24 protein-coding genes and 1 riboswitch are annotated in these 26015 nt (G+C 73.7%); of the genes, 13 read left to right on the forward strand and 11 right to left on the reverse strand.

The features are described 5' to 3' along the window. Positions 1 to 100: 100 nt before the first annotated feature. From POF43_RS11785 to POF43_RS11795, 3 genes are read left to right on the forward strand one after another with little or no spacing between them, the layout of a single operon-like run. The gene (locus POF43_RS11785) at positions 101 to 331 is read left to right on the forward strand and encodes a ferredoxin (RefSeq protein ID WP_271312841.1); all 231 of its coding nucleotides are present in this window, start codon (positions 101 to 103) and stop codon (positions 329 to 331) included. Continuing rightward, a complete protein-coding gene (locus POF43_RS11790; RefSeq protein ID WP_271322178.1) occupies positions 328 to 1614 on the forward strand; it encodes an NAD(P)/FAD-dependent oxidoreductase in 1287 nt (428 codons plus the stop codon). The genes POF43_RS11785 and POF43_RS11790 overlap by 4 nt, the downstream gene beginning before the upstream one ends. Then, complete coding sequence (locus tag POF43_RS11795) at positions 1611 to 2858, forward strand: cytochrome P450 (protein ID WP_271322179.1); 1248 nt, start codon at positions 1611 to 1613, stop codon at positions 2856 to 2858. The genes POF43_RS11790 and POF43_RS11795 overlap by 4 nt, the downstream gene beginning before the upstream one ends. Positions 2859 to 3025: 167 nt before the next feature. On the opposite strand, the gene POF43_RS11800 is transcribed toward POF43_RS11795, so the two are convergent. The 3 genes from POF43_RS11800 to POF43_RS11810 form a co-directional block, all read right to left on the reverse strand. Continuing rightward, positions 3026 to 3604 (reverse strand): nuclear transport factor 2 family protein, encoded by a 579-nt coding sequence (locus POF43_RS11800; protein ID WP_271322180.1) that lies wholly within the window; start codon positions 3602 to 3604, stop codon positions 3026 to 3028. Positions 3605 to 4017: 413 nt separating this feature from the next. Beyond that, positions 4018 to 5451 (reverse strand): NADP-dependent phosphogluconate dehydrogenase, encoded by a 1434-nt coding sequence (gene gnd / locus POF43_RS11805; protein ID WP_271312845.1) that lies wholly within the window; start codon positions 5449 to 5451, stop codon positions 4018 to 4020. Between the two features lie 405 nt (positions 5452 to 5856). Continuing rightward, a complete protein-coding gene (locus POF43_RS11810) occupies positions 5857 to 6348 on the reverse strand; it encodes a MarR family winged helix-turn-helix transcriptional regulator (protein ID WP_271322181.1) in 492 nt (163 codons plus the stop codon). A gap of 74 nt (positions 6349 to 6422) precedes the next feature. Here POF43_RS11810 and POF43_RS11815 point away from each other — a divergent pair, with 74 nt between their 5' ends. Next, the gene (locus POF43_RS11815; RefSeq protein WP_282704544.1) at positions 6423 to 9425 is read left to right on the forward strand and encodes a carboxypeptidase regulatory-like domain-containing protein; all 3003 of its coding nucleotides are present in this window, start codon (positions 6423 to 6425) and stop codon (positions 9423 to 9425) included. Between the two features lie 242 nt (positions 9426 to 9667). Here POF43_RS11815 and POF43_RS11820 read toward each other — a convergent pair whose 3' ends face one another. The 4 genes from POF43_RS11820 to POF43_RS35130 all read right to left on the reverse strand — a co-directional run bounded on the left by POF43_RS11820 (position 9668) and on the right by POF43_RS35130 (position 14771). Beyond that, complete coding sequence (locus tag POF43_RS11820; protein ID WP_271324769.1) at positions 9668 to 11569, reverse strand: FAD/NAD(P)-binding protein; 1902 nt, start codon at positions 11567 to 11569, stop codon at positions 9668 to 9670. A gap of 66 nt (positions 11570 to 11635) precedes the next feature. Further along, positions 11636 to 13012, reverse strand: coding sequence for an NtaA/DmoA family FMN-dependent monooxygenase (locus POF43_RS11825; protein ID WP_271312849.1), 1377 nt, complete (start codon positions 13010 to 13012; stop codon positions 11636 to 11638). Positions 13013 to 13039: 27 nt separating this feature from the next. Further along, entirely contained in the window at positions 13040 to 14242 is a 1203-nt protein-coding gene (locus POF43_RS11830) for an LLM class flavin-dependent oxidoreductase (protein WP_271324770.1), read from the reverse strand. A 235-nt stretch (positions 14243 to 14477) separates the two neighbouring features. Further along, on the reverse strand, positions 14478 to 14771 hold the full coding sequence (locus tag POF43_RS35130) for a putative leader peptide (protein WP_372515967.1): 294 nt from the start codon (positions 14769 to 14771) through the stop codon (positions 14478 to 14480). 92 nt (positions 14772 to 14863) lie between these two features. After that, a riboswitch (SAM riboswitch) is annotated at positions 14864 to 14975 on the forward strand. 31 nt (positions 14976 to 15006) lie between these two features. On the opposite strand from POF43_RS35130, the gene POF43_RS11835 reads away from it, so the two are divergent. The 7 genes from POF43_RS11835 to POF43_RS11865 all read left to right on the forward strand — a co-directional run bounded on the left by POF43_RS11835 (position 15007) and on the right by POF43_RS11865 (position 20383). Next, a complete protein-coding gene (locus POF43_RS11835) occupies positions 15007 to 15135 on the forward strand; it encodes a putative leader peptide (protein WP_282704545.1) in 129 nt (42 codons plus the stop codon). Positions 15136 to 15364: 229 nt separating this feature from the next. Beyond that, positions 15365 to 16393: an amino acid ABC transporter permease gene (locus tag POF43_RS11840; RefSeq protein WP_303659345.1), complete on the forward strand. Its 1029-nt coding sequence runs from the start codon at positions 15365 to 15367 to the stop codon at positions 16391 to 16393. Beyond that, the gene (locus tag POF43_RS11845; protein ID WP_271318541.1) at positions 16390 to 17163 is read left to right on the forward strand and encodes an amino acid ABC transporter ATP-binding protein; all 774 of its coding nucleotides are present in this window, start codon (positions 16390 to 16392) and stop codon (positions 17161 to 17163) included. Before POF43_RS11840 ends, POF43_RS11845 begins: the two co-directional genes overlap by 4 nt. Before the next feature lie 184 nt (positions 17164 to 17347). Beyond that, a complete protein-coding gene (locus tag POF43_RS11850) occupies positions 17348 to 18328 on the forward strand; it encodes an ABC transporter substrate-binding protein (RefSeq protein ID WP_271325403.1) in 981 nt (326 codons plus the stop codon). A 54-nt stretch (positions 18329 to 18382) separates the two neighbouring features. Beyond that, complete coding sequence (locus tag POF43_RS11855) at positions 18383 to 19207, forward strand: DUF1684 domain-containing protein (RefSeq protein ID WP_282704546.1); 825 nt, start codon at positions 18383 to 18385, stop codon at positions 19205 to 19207. A gap of 226 nt (positions 19208 to 19433) precedes the next feature. Beyond that, positions 19434 to 20012 carry a fluoride efflux transporter FluC gene (locus POF43_RS11860; RefSeq protein WP_271325444.1) on the forward strand — a complete coding sequence of 193 codons (579 nt, stop codon included), beginning with the start codon at positions 19434 to 19436 and terminating at the stop codon, positions 20010 to 20012. Further along, on the forward strand, positions 20009 to 20383 hold the full coding sequence (locus POF43_RS11865) for a fluoride efflux transporter FluC (protein WP_271316906.1): 375 nt from the start codon (positions 20009 to 20011) through the stop codon (positions 20381 to 20383). Before POF43_RS11860 ends, POF43_RS11865 begins: the two co-directional genes overlap by 4 nt. A gap of 262 nt (positions 20384 to 20645) precedes the next feature. On the opposite strand, the gene POF43_RS11870 is transcribed toward POF43_RS11865, so the two are convergent. After that, positions 20646 to 21209 (reverse strand): TetR/AcrR family transcriptional regulator, encoded by a 564-nt coding sequence (locus POF43_RS11870; protein ID WP_271316907.1) that lies wholly within the window; start codon positions 21207 to 21209, stop codon positions 20646 to 20648. A 149-nt stretch (positions 21210 to 21358) separates the two neighbouring features. On the opposite strand from POF43_RS11870, the gene POF43_RS11875 reads away from it, so the two are divergent. Continuing rightward, the gene (locus POF43_RS11875) at positions 21359 to 22186 is read left to right on the forward strand and encodes an SDR family NAD(P)-dependent oxidoreductase (protein WP_271325445.1); all 828 of its coding nucleotides are present in this window, start codon (positions 21359 to 21361) and stop codon (positions 22184 to 22186) included. A gap of 285 nt (positions 22187 to 22471) precedes the next feature. Here the strand turns inward: POF43_RS11875 and POF43_RS11880 are convergent, their stop codons facing one another. Beyond that, on the reverse strand, positions 22472 to 22633 hold the full coding sequence (locus POF43_RS11880) for a YqaE/Pmp3 family membrane protein (protein WP_271318595.1): 162 nt from the start codon (positions 22631 to 22633) through the stop codon (positions 22472 to 22474). Positions 22634 to 22889: 256 nt separating this feature from the next. Further along, on the reverse strand, positions 22890 to 23642 hold the full coding sequence (locus tag POF43_RS11885; RefSeq protein ID WP_271325597.1) for a PP2C family protein-serine/threonine phosphatase: 753 nt from the start codon (positions 23640 to 23642) through the stop codon (positions 22890 to 22892). 401 nt (positions 23643 to 24043) lie between these two features. Between POF43_RS11885 and POF43_RS11890 the strand changes: the two genes are divergently transcribed. After that, entirely contained in the window at positions 24044 to 24892 is an 849-nt protein-coding gene (locus POF43_RS11890) for a DUF3626 domain-containing protein (protein WP_271325598.1), read from the forward strand. Positions 24893 to 25240: 348 nt separating this feature from the next. Here POF43_RS11890 and POF43_RS11895 read toward each other — a convergent pair whose 3' ends face one another. Further along, complete coding sequence (locus tag POF43_RS11895; protein ID WP_271325548.1) at positions 25241 to 25684, reverse strand: hypothetical protein; 444 nt, start codon at positions 25682 to 25684, stop codon at positions 25241 to 25243. Positions 25685 to 26015 lie beyond the last annotated feature (331 nt).

Consider the following 26015-nt stretch of genomic DNA (forward strand, 5'->3'; position numbering starts at 1 on the left):
GCGTCGTGGCACCGGAACCGAAAGGGCCGGTACGGACGGCCGATTCCGGTACAGCACGGGAGCGGCCGACCGGGGAAATTCGTGGACCGAGGAGGATTTCGTGCACGTCGTCATCGATCTGAACCGCTGCCAGAGTTATGGGCAGTGCGTTTACGCCGCACCCGAGGTGTTCCGTTTCCGGGGTGGGGAATCGCTGGAATACGACCACGTTCCGGACGCCCGGTACGAGCAGGCGGTCGAGCGGGCGGCGCTGGCCTGCCCGGTGCGGGCGATCACCCTCGGCCGGCCGTCCGAGGCCGTCCCGGCGCCGGCGGCGGGCGGGGTGCGATGAGCGCGCACCGGGAACGGATCGTCATCGTCGGCGCGTCCCTGGCCGGACTGCGCACCGCCGAGTCGTTGCGCGCCGGCGGCTTCACCGGCGAACTGGTGCTGATCGGCGACGAGCCCCACGAGCCCTACGACCGGCCCCCGCTGTCGAAGACGGTGCTGTCGGGCCGGATCGGCACGGGCCGGCTGGCGCTGCGGACGTCCGACCTGGCCGCGCGGTGGCTGCTGGGCGTCGCGGCGACCGGCCTGGACCGGGCCGGCCGGCTGGTGCGGCTGGCGGACGGCGGCTCGGTCGGCTTCGACCGCCTGGTGATCGCCACCGGCGTCCGGGCGCGGCCCTGGCCGGTCGCCGAGCAGGCCGCGCTGAACGGCGTGCACGTACTGCGCGGTCGGGACGACGCCGACCGGCTCCGGGCCGACCTGGCCGCCGGGCCGGACCGGGTGCTGGTCGTCGGGGCGGGGTTCACCGGCTCCGAGGTGGCGTCGAGCTGCCGCGACCTCGGACTGGCGGTCACGCTGGTGCACCGCGGCGCCGCACCGATGGCCGGCGCGCTGGGGACCGCCGTCGGCTCGGCGATCGGCGTGCGGCAGCGCGCCCACGGGGTCGACCTGCGGGTCGGCACCACGGTCGCCGCGCTGGTCGGCGACCGGCAGGGGCGGTTGCGGCAGGCCCGGCTGTCCGACGGCGACGTCGTCGACGCCGATGTCGCCGTCGTGGCGTCCGGCTCGCTGCGCAACGTGGAATGGCTGCACGGCAGCGGCCTGGCCGTCGACGCGCGCGGCGTGCACTGCGACCCGGCCTGCCGCGTGCTGGACACCGACGGCGCGGTCGTCGACGGCCTGTACGCCGTCGGGGACGTCGCCCGCTGGCGGCACCCGCTGTTCGACGGCGCTCCGACGGCGCTGGAGCACTGGGGCAACGCGGTCGACCAGGCGGAGACCGCCGCGCACAACCTGACCCGCGCCCCGCACGGGGTGCGGTTCAACGAAGCGGTGCCCGCCTTCTGGTCCGACCAGTTCGGTATGAACATCAAGTCCGTCGGCCTGCCGCATCTCGCCGACCACGTCGTCCTGGCCCAGGGCGGCTTCGACCGGCGCTCGTTCGTCGCCGTCTACGGCCGCGACGGTGTGACCGTCGGCGCGGTCTCGGTCGACTCGCCCCGCGTCATGGACGGTTACCGGGCGCTGATCACCGAACGGGCGGCGTTCCCGCCCCGGATCGATGCCACCGACTCACCGGCCTTCGCCACCCCCTCCCCGATCCTCGAAGGAGCAGCACGCCCGTGACCACCACCGCACCCCTGCCCGCCGCGGCCGCGTACGGCCGGCTCATGGACCAGGCCAACCGGCACGACCCCTACCCGCTCTTCGCCGAACTGGCCGCCGAACCCGTCCAGAGGCTCGACGCCCACACGTGGCTGGTCGCCCGGCACACCGACATCGCCAGGCTGCTGCGCGACCCGCGGCTGTCCGCGCGGGACGACGCCCCGCACGGCGGTCCGGACGCGCCGCTGGGCTCCGACGGCCTGCCCTTCGCCGGCCCGTTCCTGTCGCTGGACCCGCCGCACCACGACACGCTGCGCGAGCAGACCATGCACCAGCTCGTCCCCCGCATCCTGGGCATGCGCCCGCACATCGAGGCCGCGGTAGGGCAGTTGCTCGACGCGGCCGGCGGCGGCCCCGGGCGGCTCGACATCGTCGAGTCGGTGGCGTACCCGCTGCCGGTCGGCGTGATCTGCGAACTGCTCGGCGTCCCCCGCGAGGAGGAGCCGGTCTTCCACTCCTTCGCCACCCGCCTGACCCGGGGCCTGGACCCGGTGGAATCCCTCTCGGCCCGGCAGATCGCCGACTTGGAGGTGACCCGCCGCGACTGGCGTGCCTATCTGCTGCCGATGATCGCCCGGCGGCAGGCCGATCCGGGCGCCGACCTGATCTCCGGTCTGCTGACCGAGGGCGACCCGGCGCACCGGATGAACACGCTCGAACTCGGCGCCACCCTCGGCCTGTTGCTCATCGCCGGCCACGAGACGACCGTCAACCTCGTCGCCAACGGCACGCTGGCCCTGCTGCGCCACCCTGACGTCCTCGCCCGGCTCCGCGCCGATCCAGGCCTCGCCCCGGCCGTCGTGGAGGAGGTGCTCCGGTTCGACCCGCCGGTACAGATGACGGGCCGGCACGCCACGGCCCCGATCCAGGTGGGCGGGCAGACCGTCGAACCCGGCGACCGCGTCCTGCTGCTGCTGGCGGCCGGCAACCGCGATCCGCTCCGGTTCCCCGATCCGGACCGCTTCTGGCCGGAGCGGCCGGACAACGCCCACCTCGCGTTCGGTGGCGGCGTGCACTACTGCGTGGGCGCCGCGCTCGCCAGGATGGAGGCGCAGGCGGCACTCAGCGCGATCGCCACCCGTCTGACCGCCCCCCGCCTCGTCGCCGACCCGCCGCCCTACCGGCCCACCATGCTGCTGCGCGGACCGCGGGAGCTGCTCGTCGACCACGACGGCATCACCGGCCGCGCCCCTGCGTCCGGCTGACAGGGGACGCGGCGCGGTCATGACGCAGAGCTGCGGGGGACGGCTCCGACGGCGGCGGGGCCCCGCGAAACCCGGTCGCGGGGTCGCCGGCCCGCCGCCACTGTTCGCCGCTGCTCGAGGACCAGCGGGGCCCTGGTGGGTGGTGGCGCGGGACGGCGGGGGAGCGGTCAGGCATCGCCGAGCCAGGCGGTGCCGGCTGCCTTGATCCCGGCTTCCAGGGCGCTGTCGCGGGTGGGGAACTCGCGCACGATCGGGAAGCCGGACTTCTCCAGCAGGTACGCCAGGGCGGCGTACTCGCGCGGGAAGCGGCGCACCTCCTTCTCGTCGATCTCCTGCACCTTCGTGAGGAAGGTGAAGCAGCTCATGTCGTAGCTGCTGTCGCGGCGGCTGATGCGCCAGACGCCGTCGCGCTTCTCGACCTGGTCCAGGAAGCGGTTGTGGGCGGTGGCGCCGAGTTCCAGGGCGGTGTTCTCGGCGATGATCATCGCGTTGGTCTGCACCAGGGCCCGGTCGCCGTTGAAGGTGATGGACGGGCTGGTGATGACGTGCTTGCTGCGCAGGTCGGAGGCGCCCATGCGGGCCGATCCCTCGACGAAGTCGGCGGCCGAGCCGTCGAACCAGGTGATCGCGATCGTGGCCCCGGGGTGGAAGAGGGCGCGCAGCTGGTCCCACTCGCTCAGGTCGCGGTGCATCCAGCCGGTCATCAGATCGGCGATCGCGGCGCGGTCCTCAAGGCGTGCGTCCATGGTGCGGAACTCCCGTGAATAGAGAACAAATTTGTTTCTTAAGTTGACGGTACACCGCCGGACACCGGCACCCTTCGCGGTGACCCGCTGGTCCTGCTCACCCCGTTCGCCCGGCTTCTGGAAGAACCGGGCGGGCACGCCCCGCGGTCCCTGCCGACCCGGCGCCCCCGCCGTCCCGAGCCCTTCGCCCAGGTCGTGTACCAGGGCATCCTTCCGCACCGCATCGTCCTGCCGGCCTGCATGCTCACCGCGGTCGACCGCGGACCGGCAGCCCCGCAGCGCGCCACCGCTCGCACCGCGGCCATCGGCCCGCGCCTGATCGCGGCCGGGTCCATCGACCACGGCGCCGTCCCCGACGAGGAGGTCGGACGTGCGTGCCGTGTCGCGGGTTCGTGCGGTGGGCCGGTGGCGGGTCAGCTCTCGGTTTCGGTCCTGTCCGCGCCCCACAGCGTGTGGAAGGTGCCGTCGGTGTCGGTGCGGCGGTAGGTGTGGGCGCCGAAGTAGTCGCGTTGCCCCTGGATCAGGCCGGCGGGCAGTCGGCGGGAGCGCAGGGCGTCGTAGTAGGACAGCGCGGCGGAGAAGCCCGGGGTGGGGACGCCGAGCCGGGCGGCGGTGGCCACCACGCGCCGCCAGGCGTCCTGGGCGTCGCCGATCGCGTCGCGGAAGTAGGGCGCGGTCAGCAGGGAAGCCGGCGCGTGGCCGCCTTCGTAGGACTCGGTGATGCGGTTGAGGAACCGGGCGCGGATGATGCAGCCGCCGCGCCAGATCGCCGCGACCGCGCCGGGGTCGATGTTCCAGCCGTACGCCTCGCTGCCGGCCTGGATCTGGTGCACGCCCTGGGCGTACGCCACGATCTTCGACGCGTACAGCGCCTGCTCGACGTCGTCGGCGAACCGGTCGGCCTCCGCGCCGGACAGCGTGCCGGAGGGGCCGGGCAGGTCCTGGCCGGCCTCGCGCAGGTCGGCGTGGCCGGACAGCGAGCGGGCGAAGACCGCCTCGGCGATGCCGCTGACCGGGACACCGAGGTCCAGGGCGGTCTGCACGGTCCAGCGCCCGGTGCCCTTCTGCTCGGCCTGGTCCAGCACGACGTCGACGAACGGCCTGCCGGTGTGGGCGTCGGTGTGGGCGAGCACCTCGGCGGTGATCTCGATCAGGTAGGACTCCAGCCGTCCTTCGTTCCAGGTGCGGAAGACCTCGGCGATCGCGGCGGGCTCCATACCGAGCGCGCGGCGCAGCAGGTCGTAGGACTCCGCGATCAGCTGCATGTCGGCGTACTCGATGCCGTTGTGCACCATCTTGACGAAGTGCCCGGCGCCGTCCTGGCCGAGGTGGGTGCAGCAGGGGCGGCCGTCGACGGAGGCGGCGATGTCCTCCAGCAGCGGTCCGAGGGACTCGTAGGCCTCGGTGGAGCCGCCGGGCATGATGCTGGGGCCGTTGAGCGCGCCCTCCTCGCCGCCGGAGATGCCGGTGCCGACGAAGTGCAGACCGCGCTTCCGCAACGCCTTCTCGCGGCGCCGGGTGTCCTCGAAGTGCGCGTTGCCGCCGTCGACGATCATGTCGCCCTCGTCCAGCAGCGGCGCGAACTGGTCGATGACCGCGTCGGTGGGGTCGCCCGCCTTCACCATGATCACCAGGCGGCGCGGGCGTTCCAGCGAGGCGACGAAGTCCTCCGGCTTCCGCGCCGGCACGAAGTCGCCCTCGTCGCCGAACTGCTCCACCAGGTCCTCGACCCGCTGGGTGTTGCGATTGTGCACCGCGACCGTGTAACCGTGCCGCGCGAGATTACGGGCCAGGTTGCGGCCCATCACCGCGAGCCCGGTGACCCCGATCTGCGCCTGCTTCGCCATGATCGTCAACTCCTGTCTCGGTAGCGCCTGCCCGGCCGCCCCGCCCTTCGCGGGAGCACCGGGGCCTCGCGCCTACCCGCTGACGCCGCCGCCCACCTGCGCGCCCGCCCTCCCCCGAGTCTGCGGTCATCGGCCCGGCCGCGCACGGCGACGGCACGGCCGCCCGGCGCGGCGGTCCGCTCGACGCGAGGGCCCGTTCCACGCGGGGGCCGTTCGACGTGAGGGTCCGCTCGACGTGGAGGTCCGCCCGGCGCGGGACCCGCCGCAGACCCGCACGGCGCCGCCGCCGGTGGACGGTCCGCACGGAGCCGCCGCCGGACGATCGCACGCCGCCTCCGCGGGACGGACCGGCCGCACGTTGCCACCAGTCGCCCGGTTGAAGGTTCCCCCGACCCCGCCGACCCCTCAGTCCGTTCCCGGTGAAGCGTCCGGGGTCAGATAGCGGGCGCTGACGGCGCGGTTGTACTTGTCGAACATCGCGCCGAGGAGGCGTACGTCCTCCGGTGACCAGTCCGCCAGCAGGGCGGCCACGTCGTGGGAGCGGGCACTGCGGGTGTCGTCCATGCGGCGCAGCCCCTCGTCGGTCGGCGTGATGACGCACCGCCGTTTGTCCTGCGGGGCCGGCTCGCTGACCACCAGGGCGGATGCGCGCAGTACGGCCACCTGCCGGCCGACGGTGGACGGCGCGACGCCGAGGATCGCGGCCAGTTCGTTGAGGCTCATCGGCCCGCGGGCGTCCAGGGTGCGCAGCACCAGGTACTCCGCCCGGTCCAGGCGGTAGCGGAACTCGCGCCTGCGGTTGAGCAGCTCGAAGTTACGCACGAGCAGGGCGGTCTGAAACTCGATCAGGTCCATGCCGTCCGGGTCGCCGGCCGGCTGCCGCTCCTTGGGGGGCATGTACATGCTCCGCTGCGGTAGTCGTACGATGCAATGAGTTACGAGTATCATACAACTATCTGGAAGGCTCCTGCATGCCCAAGGGAGCGAACGGACCGGCGCGACGGGCGCTGGACCGGGTGCTGGGCTCCGACCCAGGACTGACCCGGCTGCGGACGGCCCTCGCGGGCGCCGTCACCATGATCAGCACCATGGCCCTGGAGTACGGCTACGCCCGCACCACCCACGCCGGCGCCCAGGGCACGATGATCGCGATCATGCTCGGCGCGATGCTCTCCATGATGGGCACGATGGCCCTGACCGGCAGCGCGGCCTGGCCCAAGATCCGCACCGCCGTCTTCTTCCCGGTGGTGCTCGGCGCCGGCATGCTCGTCGGCGTCGAGGTCGCCGGCCGCACCGACCTGCAACTCGCGATGTTCGTCGCGGTGATGTTCGTCGCGGTCTACGTCCGCCGCTTCGGCATGGCCTTCTTCTTCTACGGCTTCATGCTGTGGATCGGCTACTTCTTCGCCTCCTTCCTGCACGCCACCCTCGCCGGCCTGCCGACCCTGCTCTACGACGTCGCGCTGGCCACCGCCTGGGTGCTGCTGCTGATGTGCACCGTGCTGCGCACCCACCCCGGCCGCGCGCTGCGCCGGGTCGGCCGGGCCTTCGACGCCCGGGCCCGCGCGGTCGCCGGGGCCTGCGCCGCGCTGCTGGAGAGCGACCCGGACGACCCGTGGCGGATGGACCGGCAACGGCGCAGGCTGCACGCCCGCCAGCACCGGCTGGCCGAGGCCGCGCTGATCATCGAGGGCTGGTCGGCGGAGAACGGCGCCCTGTCCGGCCCGGCCGCCGGCCCGCTGCTGCGCCGCCGGCTGCTCGACATCCACCTGACCGTCGACTCGCTGTCGGCCGCCGCCGAGACGCTGACCGCCGAGAGCGGCGCGCTGATCACCCCCGCCGCCCGCATCCTGGAGGCCGTCGCCCGCCGCGACCACGACTCCGCCGAAGCGCTGGCCCGGCTGATGCTCGACGCCGACGCGGACGCCGACCGTGACGGGCCCGCCCGGCACCTGGCCGCCGCCGTCGTCGACTACGTCGCCCTGGCCGAACGCCTGCCGGGCGCCGGCGCCGAAGACCGTGCCGACTGGTCCGCCGACGAAGCGGCCGACGCCGAAGCCGACGCCGCGCTGCTGTCCGCCGAGGCCGCGGTCGAGTTCACCCCGACGCTGGCGCTCAACGCCGGCATGCTGCCCGGGTCCGCCGCGGTGGCCGGCGCCGTCAAGGCCCGCGGCCACCGCTGGAACCCGTTCAGCCGCCTGTCGCTGACCACCCGGCAGGCCATCCAGGTGGCGATCGCCGCGACGCTGGCCATCCTCGCCGGCCGCGAACTGAACCAGACCCGCTACTACTGGGCGGTGCTGGCCACCTTTATCGCCTTCACCGGCACCGCCACCCGCTCCGAGACCACCATCAAGGCCCTCAACCGGGTGGCGGGCACCCTGGTCGGGCTCGGCGCCGGCATCGGACTGGCCCACCTGACCGCCGGCCACACGCTGTGGACCCTCGCCGTCATCGTCGTCGCCATGGCCTGCGGCAACTACGTGGTGACCGTCTCCTACGCCGGCATGGTCTTCTGCGTCACCATCATGGTCTCCCAGCTCTACGGCGTCCTGCACGAACTGTCCGCCCAACTCCTGCTGTTGCGGCTGGAGGAGACCGCGCTCGGCGCCGGCATCGGCATCGCCGTCGCCCTCGTCGTCGTGCCGACCAGCACCCGCGACACCGTCGTCACCGCCCGCCGCCGCTACTTCGCCGCGCTGTCCGACCTGCTCACCGCCTGCGCCACCCGCATGGCCGCGCCCGCGCCGGGCGCCGCCGACCAGCAACCGCCCGCCACCGACGACGCGCTGGAGTCCCTCACCCGCACCCTCGACCACCGCTTCCAGCAACTCGCCCTGGTGGCACGGCCGTTGACTCGTCCACTGGTCTGGCGCAACGATCCGCGGCTGACCCGGCACCGGTTGACGCTGCTGGCCTCCACCACCCGCCACAGCCGGGCCCTCGCCCTGGCACCGCGCGACCCGCGGCGCACGGTGACCGACGCCGACCTCGCCGCCGCCTGCCGCGAACTCGCCGGCGTCGCGGGCGTGCTGGCCGAGGAACCCCCGGCCCGCCGGCACGGCCGCCGCCGCGCCGTCGACGTCACCGCCCGGCTGGAGGCCGCCGACGCCGCGCTCTACGCCCACCGGCCGCAGGGCGGCACCTCCGGTGCCCCGCCGGCCGGCCGCCGGCTGGCCCACCTGCGCCAGCTGCTGCACGAACTCGCCCTCGCCCCCGGCGTGTCCTACGCGTTCCCGGCCGGCACCGGCGTCCTGCCGGCCGCCGCGGTCCCGCCCGCCGTCCCCGCCGCGCCCGCCCGCCCCGCGGTGGCCGCCGGACCGGCCGGCGCCCGGCCGACCGCGCACGGCCTGGTGCGTGACGGCGCCGGACGACCGCTGGCCCGCGCCGCGCTGACGATCGGCGACGCGCAGGGCCGCGAGGTCGCGCGGACCGCCACCGGCCAGGACGGCGGCTTCACCGTCGAACTGCCCGGCCCCGGCACGTACGTGCTGTCCGGCGCCGCCGAGGGTCACCTGTCCGGCGCGATCCCCTTCGCGGCGGAGGGCCGGCCGGTGGAGATCGGGCTGGAGCTGTCGTCGTTCGGCGGACTGACCGGCGTGGTCCGCGACGCGGTGACCGGCGCCGGCGTGCCGGGCGCCTTCCTGACCGTCACCGGGTCCGGCCAGGCCGAGGTCTGCTCGGGGCAGTCCGCACTGGACGGCGGCTACCACCTCGACGGCCTCGCCGCCGGCCGGTACGCCCTCACTGTCGGCGCCCGCGGCTACCAGGCCGCCTCCAGCCCGTTCGACATGCCGGTCACCGAGCCGGGCGGTTCGGTCTGGTGGGAGGTCCGTCTCGCCCCGGCCGCCTGGGGCTACGACCCCACCGCCGCGCCCGTCGGCCGGCAGGCCTACCAGGGCGTCCAGGCACCCGGCGAACCCCCGGCGGTCCGGGGCACCCGCACCGGCGGCGGCCAGCACCGGCTGACGTGAGGCCGCCGCAGCCGGAACGTTTCTGCCGGGACGCCGGGCCGCCGGGAGCCGGGACGCCGGGAGCCGGAGCGCCTCCGCAGCCGGAGCGCCTCCGCCGGGACGCCGGGACGCCTCCGCAGCCGTGACGCCGGGACGCCGGAGCGCCTCCGCAGCCGGCACGCTTCCGCCGGAACGCCTCCGCCGCCGGAACACCCCCGCGAACCGTGACGCCGCCGCGACCGTGACGCCGCCCCCGGAAAACCTCAGGCCAGCGTTCGCAGGATGAGGCGGGCGGCGGCGTCGTTCTGGCGGAAGGCGGGCGCGTCGGTGCGAGGGCGGGCGAAGGCCGCCACCGCGCGGCTGTTGGTGGGCGCCCCCAGCGCGATCCGCCGCGGGTGCGGGCCGCCGGCCGACGGATCGACGATCCGGCCGTCCGGCGCGATGGTGATCAGCCCGGAGCGGTGGGTGCCGGTCCGGTCGCCGATGACCTCCTCGGTGAGTTCGCCGGCCTCCCACAGGCCGCGCAGCAGCGGATCCGCGGTCCGCTCCAGCGACGCGCGCGGCAGGTACGCCTCGATGAGCGCCGTGGCCCGCACCGAGTGCCCCGGCACCGTCGCGCTGCTCGCCACGAACACCCCGCCCCCCTCGTCCGCCGCCACCCGCAGGTCCGCGCCGAGGAAACGCACCACCCCGGCGCGCGACAGCGCCTGCAACTGGCGCAGCCGAAAGCCCGGCGGGCCGGAGGCGAGGAAGCTGAAGAAGCCGTGCCACCAGCCGTCCAGCTCGCGCGCCGCGGACCGCGCCGCGATCCGGCCGCCGGCCAGGAACCCCGGCAACTGCCCGTAGACCGACAGCAGTCCGAGGAACGCCCCGAGGTCCGCGCTGTATGCCTCGTCCTCGCGCCGGTCGACGTCGTGGGAGACGTACGCGCGCAGGTACCGCTGGAAGTCGGCCGCCGAATCGAACACCCGCCCGGCCAGCGGATGGTCGAGCGCCTCGAAGTCCAGCCGGTCACCGGCGGCCGGCACCGCGCGGGCCACCAGGTCCGCCATCCCCGGCGCGTACCAGTCGAGCCGGTCGTAGTCGGCCAGGAACCGCGGCCAGTCCAGCGCGGTGCGTTCCGGATGGGCGTGGAACAGCTCGTGGTAGTGGCCGAACCCGATCTCCTTGGCCATCAGCGGCCACAGGTCGCGGCGCAGGTCCAGCGGATCGCCGCCGGCCCGCAGCCGCCGGGCCTGCGGCGGGCCGAAGTAGCGCGGCAGCGGCGGCCGCGGACCGCCCAACCGGTAGCCGGTCTTCGCGTGGTACGGCACGCCGCGCCGCGAACCGGCGTGAATCACCGGCTCCTTGCCCGACGGCAGATAGGTCAGCGACCCGTCCGCCTCCTCACGGTAGGCGCCGCCGCGGCCCTCGGTCAGCAGGACCACCAGGTCGACGAAGGCCAGCCCCATGCCGCGCAGTATCACCTCCTCCCCGGGCGCCAGATCACCCAGCCGCGCGTCGCAGGAGTACTCGGGCGGCAGGTGGAACAGCCCGTGGGCCTGCGCGAACTCCGCCAGCGCCTCGTGCTCGGGGGCCGGTACCGACCGCAGGTGCCCCTGGGCGAGGACCACCAGATCCGCCGTCAGCGGCATCACCTCGCCGGCCAGCCACACCGACTGCCGCCCGCCGGGCGAGCCGGTGACGCAGGTGGCGGTCGTCGGATGGTGCTCGACCCGGACGGTGTCCGGCAGGTCGGCCAGCACCCGGCGGTAGACCCAGTCCAGGTAGGCGCTCTGCGCCCGCCGGGTGGCGAAGTCGGTCGGGGCGAGCCCGGCCAGTTCCTCGCGCACGTCGGACGGCGGTTCCTCGTACGGCTCCCAGCGCGGCGCCCGCCCGGCGAACTGCGCCGCCCAATCGGCCAGCGACGGCCCCGGGCGCACCGGTCCCTCGACCGTCGAGCTGTCGTCGGTGAACATCGTGACGTCCTCCGCCATCGAGTTCATCCGCAGCAGCGGCGACTGGTCCATCCGCCACACCCGCCCGGGGCCCGGCGGACAGGGGTCGACCAGGTGGACGCGCAGCGGCCGGCCGCTCCACAGTTCGGCCGCGCCGGCGGCCATCCGCTCCAGCAGTCCGGTGGCCCGCGGCCCGGCGCCGACCACCACCACCGTGCGTTCCGTCACCGCCGCCCCCCGCCGCCCGGCCGGTTCACCGCTCGCCCGGCCCGCCGCCGGGTGCCACCGCGGACCTCACCGGGTCACCACCGCGCCGTCACGCGGGCCGCGCGGCGCCCCGAGGCCGAGGTGGTCGCGCAGAGTGTCGCCCGCGTACTCGGTGCGGAAGACGCCGCGCTCCTGGAGCAGCGGCACCACGGTGTCGGCGAACTCGTCGAGGCCGCCCGGCGTCAGGTGCGGCACGAGGATGAAGCCGTCGCTGGCGTCGGTCTGCACGAACTCGTTGAGCGAGGCGGCCACGGCCGCCGGGGTGCCGATGAACGACTGGCGGCCGGAGACCTCGATGATCAGCTCGCGGATCGACAGCTGCTTGGCCTCGGCCAGCGCCCGCCACTCGGCGGCGGTGGCGAGCGGGTCGCGGTGCATGCGCACGCTGGCCCGGCCGCGGGCCACGGTGTTCTCGCCGGCCAGCGGGTCGACGGACGGCAGCGGGCCGTCCGGGTCGTAGCCGCTCAGGTCGCGGTTCCACAGCTGTTCGAGCAGCTTGATCGCGGTCTGCCCGCTGACCTGCTGGTGGCGGATCACGTGCGCCCGTTCGCGGGCCTCGGCGTCGGTGGCGCCCAGCACGAAGGTGACCCCCGGCAGGATCTTCAGCTCGTCGGGGGAACGGCCGTAACGCGCCAGCCGGCCCTTGACGTCGGCGTAGAAGGCCCGGCCGGCCTCCAGGGTGCCGTGCCGGGTGAAGATGGCGTCGGCGGCCGAGGCGGCGAACTCGCGGCCCTCCTCGGAGTCGCCGGCCTGGAAGATCACCGGCCGCCCCTGCGGGGAGCGCGGCACGTTGAACTGCCCGGTGATGTCGAACTGGCTGACGTGGTGGTCGAAGGCGCCGGCGTCCGGATCGCCGAGGAAGACGCCGGAGCCCTGGTCCGCGACCACCTCGTCACCGCGCCAGGAGTCGAACAGCACCTGGGTGGCGGCCAGGAACTGCCGGGCCCGCTCGTAGCGGTCCGGCTGCGCGAGGTAGCCGCCGCGGCGGAAGTTCTCACCGGTGAACTCGTCCCAGGACGTCACCACGTTCCACGCCGCCCGCCCGGCCGACAGGTGGTCCAGCGTCGCGAACTGCCGTGCCACCTCGTACGGTTCGTTGAACGTGGAGTTGATCGTCCCGGCCAGCCCCAGCTTGTCGGTCACCGCGGCCAGCGCGGCCAGCACGGTGAAGGTGTCGGGCCGCCCGACGACGTCGAGGTCGTAGATCTGCCCGTTCTGCTCGCGCAGCCGCAGTCCCTCGGCGAGGAACAGGAAGTCGAACTTGGCCCGTTCCGCGGTACGCGCGAGGTGGACGAAGGAGCTGAAGTCGATCTGGCTGCCGGAGGCCGGGTCGCTCCACACGGTGGTGTTGTTCACCCCGGGGAAGTGCGCGGCCAGGTGTATCTGCTTGGCGTTCTCACTCATGACGGGCGTGGTCCTCCGGGTCGGCACTCAGGCGGCCGCGTAGCGGTTGGCGGGACGCGGCAGGCCCAGCAGGCCGCGCAGGGTGTCCGCCTCGTAGGCGGTGCGGAACGCGCCCCGGCGCTGGAGTTCGGGCACCAGCTGCCGGGTGATCCGCTCCAGGTCGTGGGGCAGGACGGCCGGGTGCAGCCGGAAACCGGTCAGCCCGGCCCCCTGCCACGCCTGGATCAGGTCGGCCAGCTGGGCGGCGGTGCCGGCGAAGACGTAGGCGTCGGGGGAGAAGGCGGCGCCGTCCAGCGCGTCCAGCCGCTCCCGGCGCTCGGCGGCCTCCCGCTCGGTGTCGCCGAGCACCACCACCAGGTCGCCGAAGACGTGCACGGTCTGCGACTCCCGCCCGGCGGCGGCCTGCTCCTCCCGCACGGCGGTCACGATCGCGGCCGCCCGCCGGTCGTCGTGCGGGGTGACGAAGCCGATGTCGGTGGACCGGCCGATCAGCCGGTACGGCACGGCCTGATGTCCCAGCGCCGCCACCGGCGGCTGCCCCTGCGGCGGGCGCGGGGTGATCGACGGGCCCCGGACCCGGAAGTGGTCGCCCTCGAAGTCGACGTAGTGCAGCTTGCCGCGGTCCACGAAGCGGCCGGTCGCCACGTCGCGGATCACCGCGTCGTCCTCCCAGCTGTCCCACAGCCGCCGCACCACCTCGATCCAGTCGGCCGCCTCCTCGAAGAACTCCTCCAGCACCGGACCGGCCGCGGTCCCCGCCTGCCCGGCGCCGAGCGGCGGAACGGTACGCCGCCCGAACAGCGCCGCGTCCGCGGGATCGAGCGAGACCTTCACCCGCACCCCGGCCCGCCCGCCGCTGACGTAGTCCAGCGTGGCGATCGCCTTGGACACGTGGAACGGCTCGGTGTGGGTGACCACCGCCGTCGGCACCAGTCCGATGTGCGACGTCAGCGGCGCCACCCGGGACGCGACGAGCACCGCGTCCAGCCGCCCGCGCACCCGGTCGGGCCGGCCGGCCGCACCGGTCTCGCCCGCCGGGCGCAGCCCCAGCGAGTCCTCGATCGTCACGAAGTCCAGCAGCCCGTTCTCGGCCTCCGCCACCAGTGCGGCCCAGTACCCGGCGGTGAGCAACTCGCGTGGCCGCGCGCCGGGTTCACGCCAGGCGGCGGGATGCCGCCCCGCGCCGTCGAGCGCGACGGCGAGCCGGACCGGCGAAGGCGATGAAGGCATGGGGAAATACCACTTCCTGCTGAAACGAATTCGGAATCCGATGCGGACGTGCGGCATCGCGATCGCGCCGTACCGTGAATGCGGGCAGGTCTTTCGCCCGGCGGACCGAATACCGTGGACGCCGTACGGAAAAGATCGCGGGAAAACCGGAACGCCGGTCCGGCCGGCAGCCGGGCCCGAGCCGGCCAGGGCCCCGGTGGTGAGGAATGGCAGCGCCCGCGGTGAACCGGAAGTGCTACGCCGCCGCGCTTCGGCACGCCGGACACAGCGCGCCGGCGACCCGCTGGAGATCGATGTGCCGGCGGGAGAACGCCCGCAGTTGGGGCCGGCAGGAACCGGCGCCGGTACGCTCGGTACGCCTGGACGTCCCGCTCATCACCGCCACCCCCTTCGCACAGCCGCTGGCGACTGTCATGGCCTCCGGCAACGATAACCACGCCGCGCCCGCACACACAATGCCTCCCGTGTTGCGGGAAGATGAAAATGTTGCGGGAACATGAACGCCGCCATTGCGCGGACAGATTGTCATCCCAACGGTGACCGGCGGGAATTCGGCGCGGCGATCCCGGTCACACGCACCGGGGATTGTCTCCCGCTATTCGAGCGGTTAACGTGAGCGCCGGTGACGAGTGTCAGCGTCAAGCCCTGGCTTGCTGACCGGCAACCCCCTCTCCCGCGGCGGGGTGCTCCAGGTGACGACCCGGCGGGGCCCGACACCCCGTCAGCGCGAAGCCCCGCGGGGCCCGGACCAGTTGGAGGACGACATGCGCGCACGGCACACCCGCCGCATATCGCTCCCGGCCGGCGCCTTCCGGTCCCGGGTCGCCCGGCGCCACGTCGACCTGCTCCGGGTCAGCAGCGCGCTGTGTCCGGCGCCGGCCCCCGCCCGCTGAGCAACCTCTCCCCACCCCGACCCACCCGGTGCCGCGAGCACCCCGCGACGCGCCGGTCCGGTGCGCCCGCCGGTGTGCCCGCCCGCAGTTCCGACCGCCGTCCCCGCCGTCGCCCATGTGCCGTCCGGGCCCGGCTGTGGCTCCGCCGTGCCCCGGCTCCCCGCACGACCACGCCCGCACGATCACCTGACGCCCGCCGCTCACCCGAACAGGACGGGAAGCACGAGACATGACAGGTCCGCCCCTCCCCCCGGCGACGTCCGCGACGTCCGCGACGTCCGCCACTCCCGCCGTGCCGTCGCCGTCCGCCACCCCGCAGCCCGACGCGGCCGCCGACCCGCTGCTCACCGCCCGGCGGGTGCCGGCACGCCACCCCGGCCAGTGGGTGTCGGCGGCCGTCCTGCTGGTGCTCGCCGCCATGCTGGTCCACACCCTGCTGACCAACAGCCGTTTCCAGTGGGGCGTGGTGGGCCGTTACTTCCTCAGCGCCTCGGTCCTGCACGGCCTGGAACTCACCCTGTGGCTCACCGCCGCCGTCATGGTCTGCGGCTACGTCCTCGGCGTCGGCATCGCCGCCATGCGGCTGTCCGCCAACCCCGTCCTGCGCGGCCTCAGCTTCGGCTACGTGTGGCTGATCCGCTCGGTCCCCCCGCTGGTCCAGCTGCTGTTCTGGTACGAACTCGCCTCGCTCTACCCGGAGTTGTCGCTCGGCGTGCCCTTCGGGCGGGAGTTCGTGACGGTACGCACCGCGCACCTGTTCTCCGGGGTGCTCGCCGCGTTCGTCGGCCTGACCCTCGACGTGGCCGCGTTCTCCGCCGAGATCATCCGCGGCGGCATCCTGTCGGTCGACCCCGGGCAGTCCGAGGCGGCCCAGGCCCTCGGACTCGGGCGGGTCCGCGTCTTCCGGCGGATCGTGCTGCCGCAGGCGATGCCGGCGATCATCCCCGCCAGCGGCAACATGCTCATCGGCATGCTGAAGGCGACCTCCATCGTCAGCGTCATCGCCGTCCAGGACCTGCTGTACTCGGTGCAGCTGATCTACAACCAGAACTACCTGATCATGCCGCTGCTGCTGGTGGCCACCATCTGGTACGTCGTCCTGACCACCCTGCTGTCGATCGGCCAGTACTACACCGAGCGGTACTACGCGCGCGGCAACGACGGCGGCCGGGCCGGCCGGCGCGGCTTCTGGCGGACCGTTCGCGGCAACGCGCCGCTGTTCGGACAGGTCCGCACCGACCTGGCGGGTCTGTCATGACCGCCACCGACCGGCCGCTGGTCCGCATCCGGGGCCTGTCCAAGAGCTTCGGGACCCACCAGGTCCTGCACGGCGTCGACCTCGACGTCCGCGAGGGCGAGGTGACCGTGCTGCTGGGCCCCTCCGGCTCCGGCAAGTCCACCCTGCTGCGCTGCGTCAACCATCTGGAGAGCCCGGACGCCGGATACGTCGAGGTCGACGGCCGGATCATCGGCCACCGCCCGCGCGGCGGCCGGCTGCACGCACTGCGGCCCCGGGCGCTGACCCGCCAACGGGCCGGCATCGGCATGGTCTTCCAGCAGTTCAACCTCTTCCCGCACCTGACCGTCCTGGACAACATCACCGAGGCGCCGGTCGCCGTCCGCGGTCTGCCGAGGCGCCAGGCCGCCGACCGGGCCCGCGAACTCCTCGACCGCGTCGGCCTGGCTGGCCGGCAGGACAGCTATCCGCGTCAACTGTCGGGCGGCCAGCGCCAGCGCGTCGCCATCGCCCGCGCGCTCGCGATGGAACCGCGGCTGATGCTGTTCGACGAACCCACCAGCGCCCTCGACCCGGAACTCGTCGGCGAGGTGCTCGCCGTCATGAAGGATCTGGCCGCCGACGGCATGACGATGCTCGTCGTCACCCACGAGATCGGCTTCGCCCGGGAGGCTGCCGACACCGTGGTCTTCCTCGACGCCGGGCGCGTCGTGGAGTCCGGCCCACCCGCCCACGTCCTGACCACGCCCCGCCACGACCGGGCCCGCGCGTTCCTGTCCGCGGTCCTGTGATCCGCCACGCCCACCGCACCCCGCAGCCACCGCACGCGCCGCCACCGCACCCGAATCCACTCCATCGCTCCCGGACCGGCCGCACCGCCCTCGACCCCCTACGGTCCCGGACCGGCCGCACCCCGAACCCGTCCCGTCGGGCACGTGCCCGTCCCCGTCCCCGCGATCCGCTGAGAGGCACCCCGTGACCAGCACGAATCCGCCCGCCCGCCGCCGTTCCCGCCTGCCGGCGGCCGTGCTCACCTCCGGTGCCCTCGTGCTGCTCGCGGCGTGCGGGGCGTCCGGCGGCTCCGGCGGCAGCCCGGCCACCGGTGCCGCGGCGGGCAAGGCGCCGGCCACCGCCATCCCGACGCGGGACGTCGTCTCCGCCGTCCGCGCCGACCCCGCGCTGCGGGCCGAACTGCCCGCGTCCGTCCGCGCGGCCGGCGCCCTGACCCTCGGCACCACGCTCAGCCCCGGCACCTCCACCCTCCCGCACTCCGGCGAGACCCCGGACGGCCGGACCGTCGGCCTCGACGTCGACCTGCGCAACGCCGTCGCCAAGGTGCTCGGCATCACCTGGAAGGTGCAGAACGGCACCTTTCCCACCGTCATTCCCGGTGTGCAGAACGGCCGTTACGACGTCGGGCAGGACAACTTCGGCGTCACCGCGGACCGTGAGAAGGTCGTCGACTTCGCCACGTACCTCAACGACGGGCAGGCCTTCCTCGGCGCGAGCGGCCTCAAGCTGAAGGCCGTCCGCGACCTCACCGACCTGTGCGGCCTGACGGTGGCCACCTCGCCCGGCTCGACGTTCCAGCAGATCCTCACCCGGGGCGCCGCCCGGTGCGCCAGGGCCGGCAAACGCCCGTACACCGTGCAGTACTTCACCGACAGCGCGCCGATCTTCCTCGGCCTGGCCAACGGCAAGGTCGACGTCTACTTCGGCCCCACGCTCAGCCTGAAGTACGACTCCACGCACGTGCCGAACACCACCTTCCTCGGCCAGATCAGCTCGACGCCGGTCGGCTTCGTGACCAGGAAGGGCTCGCCGCTGAGCAAGCCGCTGAGCGACGCGGTCAACAAGCTCATCGCCGACGGGGACTACCGGAAGATCTTCGACAAGTGGGGCGTCGGCGACATCGGGATCACCACCTCCCGGGTCAACCCGGCCGCCACCCTCTGACCGCCCCACCCTCTGACCGCGCCGGCCGCCCGGCAGCGAAAGGACGTTTTCCAGATGACCGTCCAGGACACCGACCCCGCGGAGTTCACCCGGCAGTGGGAGGAATGGCACGCGCGACGTGAGGCCGCCCTCACCGACCCGCACGGCTTCCTCGCCGTCACCAGCCTGCGCTGGCTCGACGCGGAGCCCACCCGTTTCCCCGACGCGCCCGGCGCCTGGTCCACCGGAGATGACGGCGTCGTGGTCGAACTCGCCGACGGCGAACGGCTGACCGTCGACGGCACCGAGGTCAGCGGCCGCCACGCCTTCGGCGTCCTGCCCGAGCGGTCCGGCGTCAACGCGGTGGCCGGCCGGGCGGTCGTCGAGGTCGCCCGGCGCGGCGGCCATGACATCCTCCGCCCCCGGCACCCCGACAACGCCCTGCGCCTGGAGCACCCGGCCACCCCCGCCTACGCCCCCGACCCGCGCTGGGCGGTGACCGGCCGCTACGTCCCGTTCGACACGCCCCGCGCGGTCACGGTGGGCGCCGCCGTCGAAGGACTCCAGCACGTCTACGACGCGCCGGGCCAGGTCGAGTTCGAGCTGGAGGGTGCCACGTACCGGCTATCCGCCTTCAATGGCGCCGCACCCGGCAGCCTCCACGTGCTGTTCACCGACGCCACCTCCGGCGTCACGACCTACGCGGCCAACCGTTCGGTGTCCATCGCCGCCCCCGACGACTCCGGCCGGGTCCTGATCGACTTCAACCGCGCCACCAACCTGCCCTGCGCCTACACCGACCTGGCCACCTGCCCCCTGCCCCCCGACGGCAACCGCCTCCCCGTCGCCGTCGAGGCCGGCGAACGCATCCCGCACGAACGGCTCACGACCACCGGCTGAAACGCCAACACCTCTGATCCGGTTGCCCGTTGCCTCGCTGCGGCGGGGCAACGGGCGGGGGAACGCGCCCGACCCGTTAGGCTGACCGTACGGTGGCCCGCTGGGCGGCCGTGCGGCGGTGGGGCCCGCCGTCCCCGAACCGCGGCAGCAACGCCGCCAACGGTCCCTACCTGACCTTTCCGCGCGCCTGCGCGCGGTTCCGGACGATCAGGTAGGAGCCTGACGTATGGCCTGCGAAGACCCGAAGAACCCGCCCGCCGGGGACAGTCCGCCGACCGGGTGGAAGGCGGAGCCGGCCGACCCGGACACCGCGGTGGCACCCCTGCCGCACAAGCCCGGCCGCACTCCGCGCCGCGAACAGGCCGACATCCTGCTCGTCATCGCCGCCGGCGGCGTCCTCGGCGCGTTCGCCCGCTACGGCGCCACGTTGATCTGGCCGACCCCGGCGACCGGCTTCCCGTGGACCACGTTCCTGATCAACGTCACCGGCTGCGCCGCGATGGGCGTGCTGATGGTGCTGATCACCGAACGCCTCACCGTCCACCCGCTGGTCAGGCCCTTCCTCGGCACCGGCGTCCTGGGCGGTTACACCACCTTCTCCTCCTACATCCTCGACGCCCACCGCCTGCTGGAGAACGGCCACGGCGGCACCGCGCTGCTCTACCTGGCCGCCACGCTCACCGCCGCGCTGGCCGCGATATGGACCACCGTCGGCCTCACCCGCCTCGTGGTCCGCCCGCGGTCCGCGGGCACCGCCGGCGAACCGGCGACCGGAAGCCCCACCGGACAGGAGGGCCGGGCATGACCTGGGTCATGGTTCTGATCGGTGCCGTCGTCGGCGCGCCGCTGCGCTATCTGACCGACCGCGCCGTGCAGTCCCGCCACGACACCGTCTTCCCCTGGGGCACGTTCGGGGTCAACCTGGCCGCCTGCGCCGGGCTCGGGCTGCTCACCGGCGCGGCCACGGCCACCACCGTGCCGCAGGCCGTCCAGCACCTCATCGGTCCCGGGCTGTGCGCCACCTTGAGCACCTACTCCACGTTCTCCTTCGAGACCCTCCGGCTGGCCGAGACCGGCGCCAAGTACTTCGCCGCCGCCAACGCCGTCGTCAGCGTCGTCGCCGGCCTCGGCACGGCCTACGTGGGCGTCGCCCTGGCCCAGTCGCTGTTCGGCTGATAGGCGCCGGGCCGGCCGGCGGGCAGCGGGGGCCGGGGAGCGGGTGTCGGCGAGCGGGGACGGCTGGCTGGCACCGGTTCGGGTGACGGAGCGCGGGCCGGTTGACGGGAGCGGGCGGGGTCGCGGCCCGCAACCCGCGGGGTACCGGGCGTGGGCCGCCGCGTTCGTCCTGCTGGCCCTCGCCACCTGAACGCCCGTCGCGCCAGCACTTCTCACGTCAACGCCCGTCGTGCCAGAGCCCGTCGCGTCAAACCCCGTCGCGTCAATCCGCGAGCAGCAGGCGGACGGCGTCCACGACGACCTGGCGGCGGCGGGCGGTGGTGACGTCGTCGACGTGCGCGGTCAGTTCCGGGCCGGCGGCGGCCCACAGGCAGGCGGTGTTGAGAACCAGCGCCAGCAGTTCGGCGGCGGTGAACCGGGTCGGCAGCACGCCGTCCGCCTGGGCGCGGGCGATGGCGTCGATCTTGTGCCGCATGCTGCGCGTCACGGTGGCCGGCGGCTCGCCGGACGGGTGCTCCAGGCGGTACCAGGTCGCCAGCCGCACCGTGGTCGGGTCGGCCGCGTAACCGTCGAAGAGCCGGCCCGCGTACTCCGGCAGGTCGTGCGCGTCGATCGGCGCGTTGGCGACGGTCTCGACCACGAGTTCGTCGAAGACCGCCTCGAACAGGCCGTCCTTGCTGCCGTAGTAGTGGTAGATCTGCGCCTTGTTGCTGCGGGCTGCTGCCGCGATCCGGTCCACCCGCGCCCCGGCGATCCCGTACGTGGCGAACTCCGCCGCGGCCGCGTCCAGCAGCCGCCGTCGCGTCGCGCTTGCGTCTCCGGCCATGCCGACATCGTACCGAACGGCCGACTAACCAGATAGTTGACAGCGCTGACGGCTGCTCCTACTGTCAACTAAACGGTTAGAAAGCGCGGGCGCCCATCGTCACCCGAATCAGCCGTACCTCACCCGAATCAGCCAGAAAGTGGGATCGTATGAGCCACATCCTGCTCGTCACCGGCAGCTCGCGCGGCCTCGGCCGTGCCGTCACCGAGGCCGCGCTGGCGGCCGGGCACCGCGTGGTGGCCACCGCCCGCAGGACCGACGCCCTCGCGGACCTCGCCGCCCGCCACCCCGACACCCTGCGCACCGCCGTCCTCGACGTGACCGATCCCGAGGCCGCCCGCGCCGCCGTCCGGCTCGCCGTCGACGCCTTCGGCGGACTCGACACCGTCGTCAACAACGCCGGCTACGCCAACACCGCCTCCGTCGAGGACGTCACCCTGGACGACTTCCGCGCCCAGGTGGACACCAACCTGTTCGGCGTCGTCAACGTGACCAAGGCCGCTCTGCCCGTCCTGCGGGAGAGCGGAAAGGGCCACATCATCCAGATCTCCTCCGTCGGCGGCCGCGTCGCCACCCCGGGCCTTTCGGCGTACCAGGCGGCGAAGTGGGCCGTCGGCGGATTCTCCGACGTCCTCGCCACGGAGGTCGCGCCGCTCGGCATCCACGTCACCACGATCGAACCCGGCGGCATGCCCACCGACTGGGCCGGCTCCTCGATGGACATCCCGCCGGTCAGCGCCCCCTACGAGCAGACGGTGGGCCGCGTCGCCGGGATGCTCCGGGGCGGCGTCGCCACCCCCGGCAGCAGCGACCCGGCCAAGGTCGCCCAGGTCCTGCTGTCCCTGCTCGACCTGCCCGAGCCCCCGCGCCGCCTGCTCCTCGGCCGCGACGCCGTGGCCCACGCCGCCGCAGCGGAAACCGCCCGCGCCGAATCCGACGCCCGCTGGCGCGAGCTGAGCGAGTCGACGAGTGCGTGAGTGGTGGATGGCGGGGCGGGCGGCGGCTGAGCGAGTGACGGGTCAGTGACGGCTGGCGGGGGCGGGGAACGGTGTTCCCGGGGGTGATCCGGGGGGCGGTTCGCGGTGAACGGGCGCCTCGGGGGACGGTCAGCCCGTCGGGTGAGGGATGCCTTCGGCGGCGGGGCTGCGCCTCCGCGCCTCACCGAACGGCCGCCATGTCCGCGCGTTGTACCCGGCCGTCGGCGGACCGGACGCCCGGATCGCGACCCGCTCGTCGGCGGGCGCCGCCCGGACGACCCGGCCTCAGTCCTGGACGACGCGGTAGATGCCGTAGATGACGCCGGGAACGTGGCCGCACAACTGGAGGAGGAAGGCCCACAGCACTCGCAGGCTCGGGCCTTCCTTGATCAGCACAGCCAGCCACGGCAGCACGAGGCAGAGCAGGATGAGCAGCGTCTTGACCACGGGATAGGGCCTTTCGGTTGAGAGGGTGTCACTGTCGTTCCCGTACCCCACCACGGCCGCCGCATGTGACGACGCGTGACGCGCCATCCGTGCGGGCGGACGACGATCCGCCGGAACGATCCCTTCCGGGGGCACACCCCCGTCCGCACGGATGTACCGAGACGTTGGGGCCGCGCCCGACACCGTTCCCCTTCGCCGACCTCCGCCGTCCGCTCCCACCCGGAACCGGCGGCACGCGACATGGTTCAAGCTGTCCTTACGATGTCCGATCACCGAAGTCGGCGACCACGCAGCTGACGTTGTCCGGTCCGCCGGCGGCGTTGGCCAGGTCGACCAGCGAGCGGACCGCCTCCCTCGGGTCTGCGGTGGTGGACAGCACGCGACTGATGCCCGCTTCCGGCACCGCCGCCCACAGGCCGTCGGAGCACAGCAGGTAACGGTCCCCGGACCGGACGTCCAACGCGCGGACGTCGACCGTGTCAGGGGTGTTGCGCACGTTACGGGTCAACGCCTTTGTCAGCAGGGCGCGTTGAGGATGGGCGAGCGCTTCCTCCGGAGTGAGGCGGCCGGCGTCCGTCAGCTCCCGCACCATCGAGTGGTCCTCGGTGAGCCGCGTCAGCAGTCCGTCCCGCAGCAGGTAGGCCCGCGTGTCGCCGACGTGTGCCAACGCCAGCCGCGAGCCCGTCCACAGCAACGCCGTCAGGGTGGTTCCGACGCCGTCCGGGTCCGCGCTGGAGCCGGCGACCTCGTCCACCGCCCGTCCGGCACGATCGACGGCACCGGAGAGCGCGCCGAGCGGGTCCGCGGTCGGCACGCCATCGTCCTCCAACGGCGTCAGCGCCCCGACCGCGGCGGCCGCCGCCCGGGCACCGTCGAGCCCGAACCCGTCGGCGACCACGAGCAGACGGCACCCGGCGAACGCGACGTCCTGGTTGCCGTCGCGCCGGAGTCCCGCGTCGGACAGCGCGGCGCGGCGCATGCCCGGGGGAGGGGTGAGCGGACAGGTCATGGCGGTGTCGTCCTTCCAGCAGCAGCGTCCGACGGAACGAAGCCGTAATCCCAGGTCAGGGCGGCGACGTCGACCGTCGCGCGGGCGGTCCGCCCGGTGCCACCGATGCTCCGGCTTCACCCGAGGTCAAGGTCAAGGTTCCCCGGGGCGGGTGACGGGCCGGGGTGACGCGCCGGGGTGAAATCGAGGGTTGGAGAGGCCGGCCGTGTGCCCACACCGGACCTGGGGCGGGGCTGGAATCCGTTGACGGGCCACCTGTGGACAGGGAAGCCGGGGGCGAAAAAAGTGGTCCACGATCCGCGGCGGGCTCGTGCAGACTGCGGAGATGGCGGAGGCCGGAGTTGACGGGAATGGCGGGGACGGATGACGACGGCGTCGGTCGCTCGGCGCGGGACAGGGCGATGCGTTACGTCGCGGCCGTATCGTCCGGGGAACCGCTCGACCCCCGGTGGCGGCTGACCATGAACTTCCATCCGGACCGGGCGGCCGGCGGTGTGCCCGTTCTGCGGCGGATGGCCCGGGACGGTGTCTCCTACTCGCAGTTCGTCACGGGTACCGGCAACGGCGGTCTGACCGCTCACCCGGGCGGCGATCGCCACCGGTGGGAGTCCCGCATCTTCGGCGGCGCCTATGACCATGCCTCCCCTCACGAGCGCTCTGTCTACGGCGCGTTGAACCACCGCGCCGCCACGGCCGGCGGAGCTCCCCGGTTCGGGTCGTCGTACTTTCGGCTCAACGCCTCGACTCTCACCCGGGCCACGTTCTGCTATCCGGACAGCTCGACCGGACCGACGGCGTTCGGCGTCGCGAACCGCTGCGCCCTGGTCGCGCTCGCCGACGCCGACGGGCTGGACCCCCTGGACGGCCACGTCGAGGCGCAGATCCACGGCCCGGTGCTGCTGGACCGCGACGTGGACGCACTGGTCCTCGACCCGAGCTATCGCGGCACGCCCGTCGAGACCGCCGCCGGCGAACTGCCTTGTCCCGTCGAGTGGCACACCGGTTTCCACCTGACCGTGGACCGGTTGCGCCGCCAGGGGGACGTCCGCGATCGGCACATCGTCGACCTGGGCGCCGCCATCGCCCGCGACGGCCGCCTCGACCCGCGCGTGATCGGCGACGCCGTTCGCACCGCCCGCCACGATCCCCAGGACCTCAAGAAGGTCTGGCACTGTCTGGCCCGCTTCGGCTCCCCGGATTCCGTTCCGGCCCGCCGGACGCGCGACGCGTCACCGTCCGTCCAGCGGTGATCCGCCGGCCGGTGGGACGGACTCCGTCGGCCGGTGCGACCGCGTAGGTCCGACCGGGCCGGGCCGGGGGCGACCGGGCCGCGTTGGGGGCGTCCGGGCGGGGTTGGGTCGGCCGGGCCGCCCCGACCAGGTAGCCAAGCGGCAGCGACGCCCGACCGCCGCACCCCGCCCGACCGCCGCGCCCCGCCCGACCGCCGCGCCCCGCCCGACCACCGCGCCCGGGCCGCCGCAGCCCGCTCCAACGCCGTCGCGTACCCGTAACCCGTATCCGTACCTCTGCGCCGGGACGATCCCCCACTTCTGGTGAGCTTCTTACCTCGTGCCGAGCCGTTTCCGCAGGGCGAGTCCTTACTTCGTGGCGAACGCCGATCGCAGTTGCCTGCCGTTGGCGATCACGGCGACGCATATGAGGAGGAGTCCGCAGACGCCCTGTTCGATCTTCATCCACAGCGGGAAGGCGCCGGGGAGCGTGATGACGGCCACGATCGCCGCCACCATGACAGCGGACAGAACCCGCAGTCTGCGGTACGCCCCGGGCGAACCGGCGGCCGCGCGGACGGCGCTGACGAGCAGCAGCAAGGCGCTGACGACGACGATGCTTCCCCTGATCCACACCGCGCTGTTCACCAGCGACGCGTCGGAGCGCAGCGCGACGATGGCCGCCATGGTGAGCACACTGACGGCGAGGTAGGCGCCGACGAGCAGTTTCGCGCTCCGGAACGCAGCCGGACCGCCCGGGTGGTTCAGGCTCTCCTCGGACAGCACGACGGGGTGCGGGCTACGGGTGTTCATGACGGTCCAATCCCTTCTTGTCTCTTATGGTGCTTCTGGTCTGTCGTGCTCTCGTCGCCGTACCGTCGCCGCTCGTCCGGTCACCAGGGCGCCGTGGACGCCGAAGACGACGGCGTGAACCTCGTGTCGGCTCCCGCCTTCCGGAAGCCTGCAACCAGCATCCGTCCCGCCGTGCGGCCCTTCATCGCCCGTGCGAACGAGCCGCCGCACGATCTTCCTCAGGGGCTCGTCGGGGACGTCCCCGTAGTGGATTCGGGGCTGGATGTCAGGGTCTTGTTCGGGCGGCGCCGGGTGCTCCCGGCAGCGCTGACGGCTCCGGGCGAGCCCGGTG

The organism is Streptantibioticus silvisoli (genome assembly GCF_027947535.2).
Taxonomy (GTDB): Bacteria; Actinomycetota; Actinomycetes; order Streptomycetales; family Streptomycetaceae; genus Streptantibioticus_C; species Streptantibioticus_C silvisoli.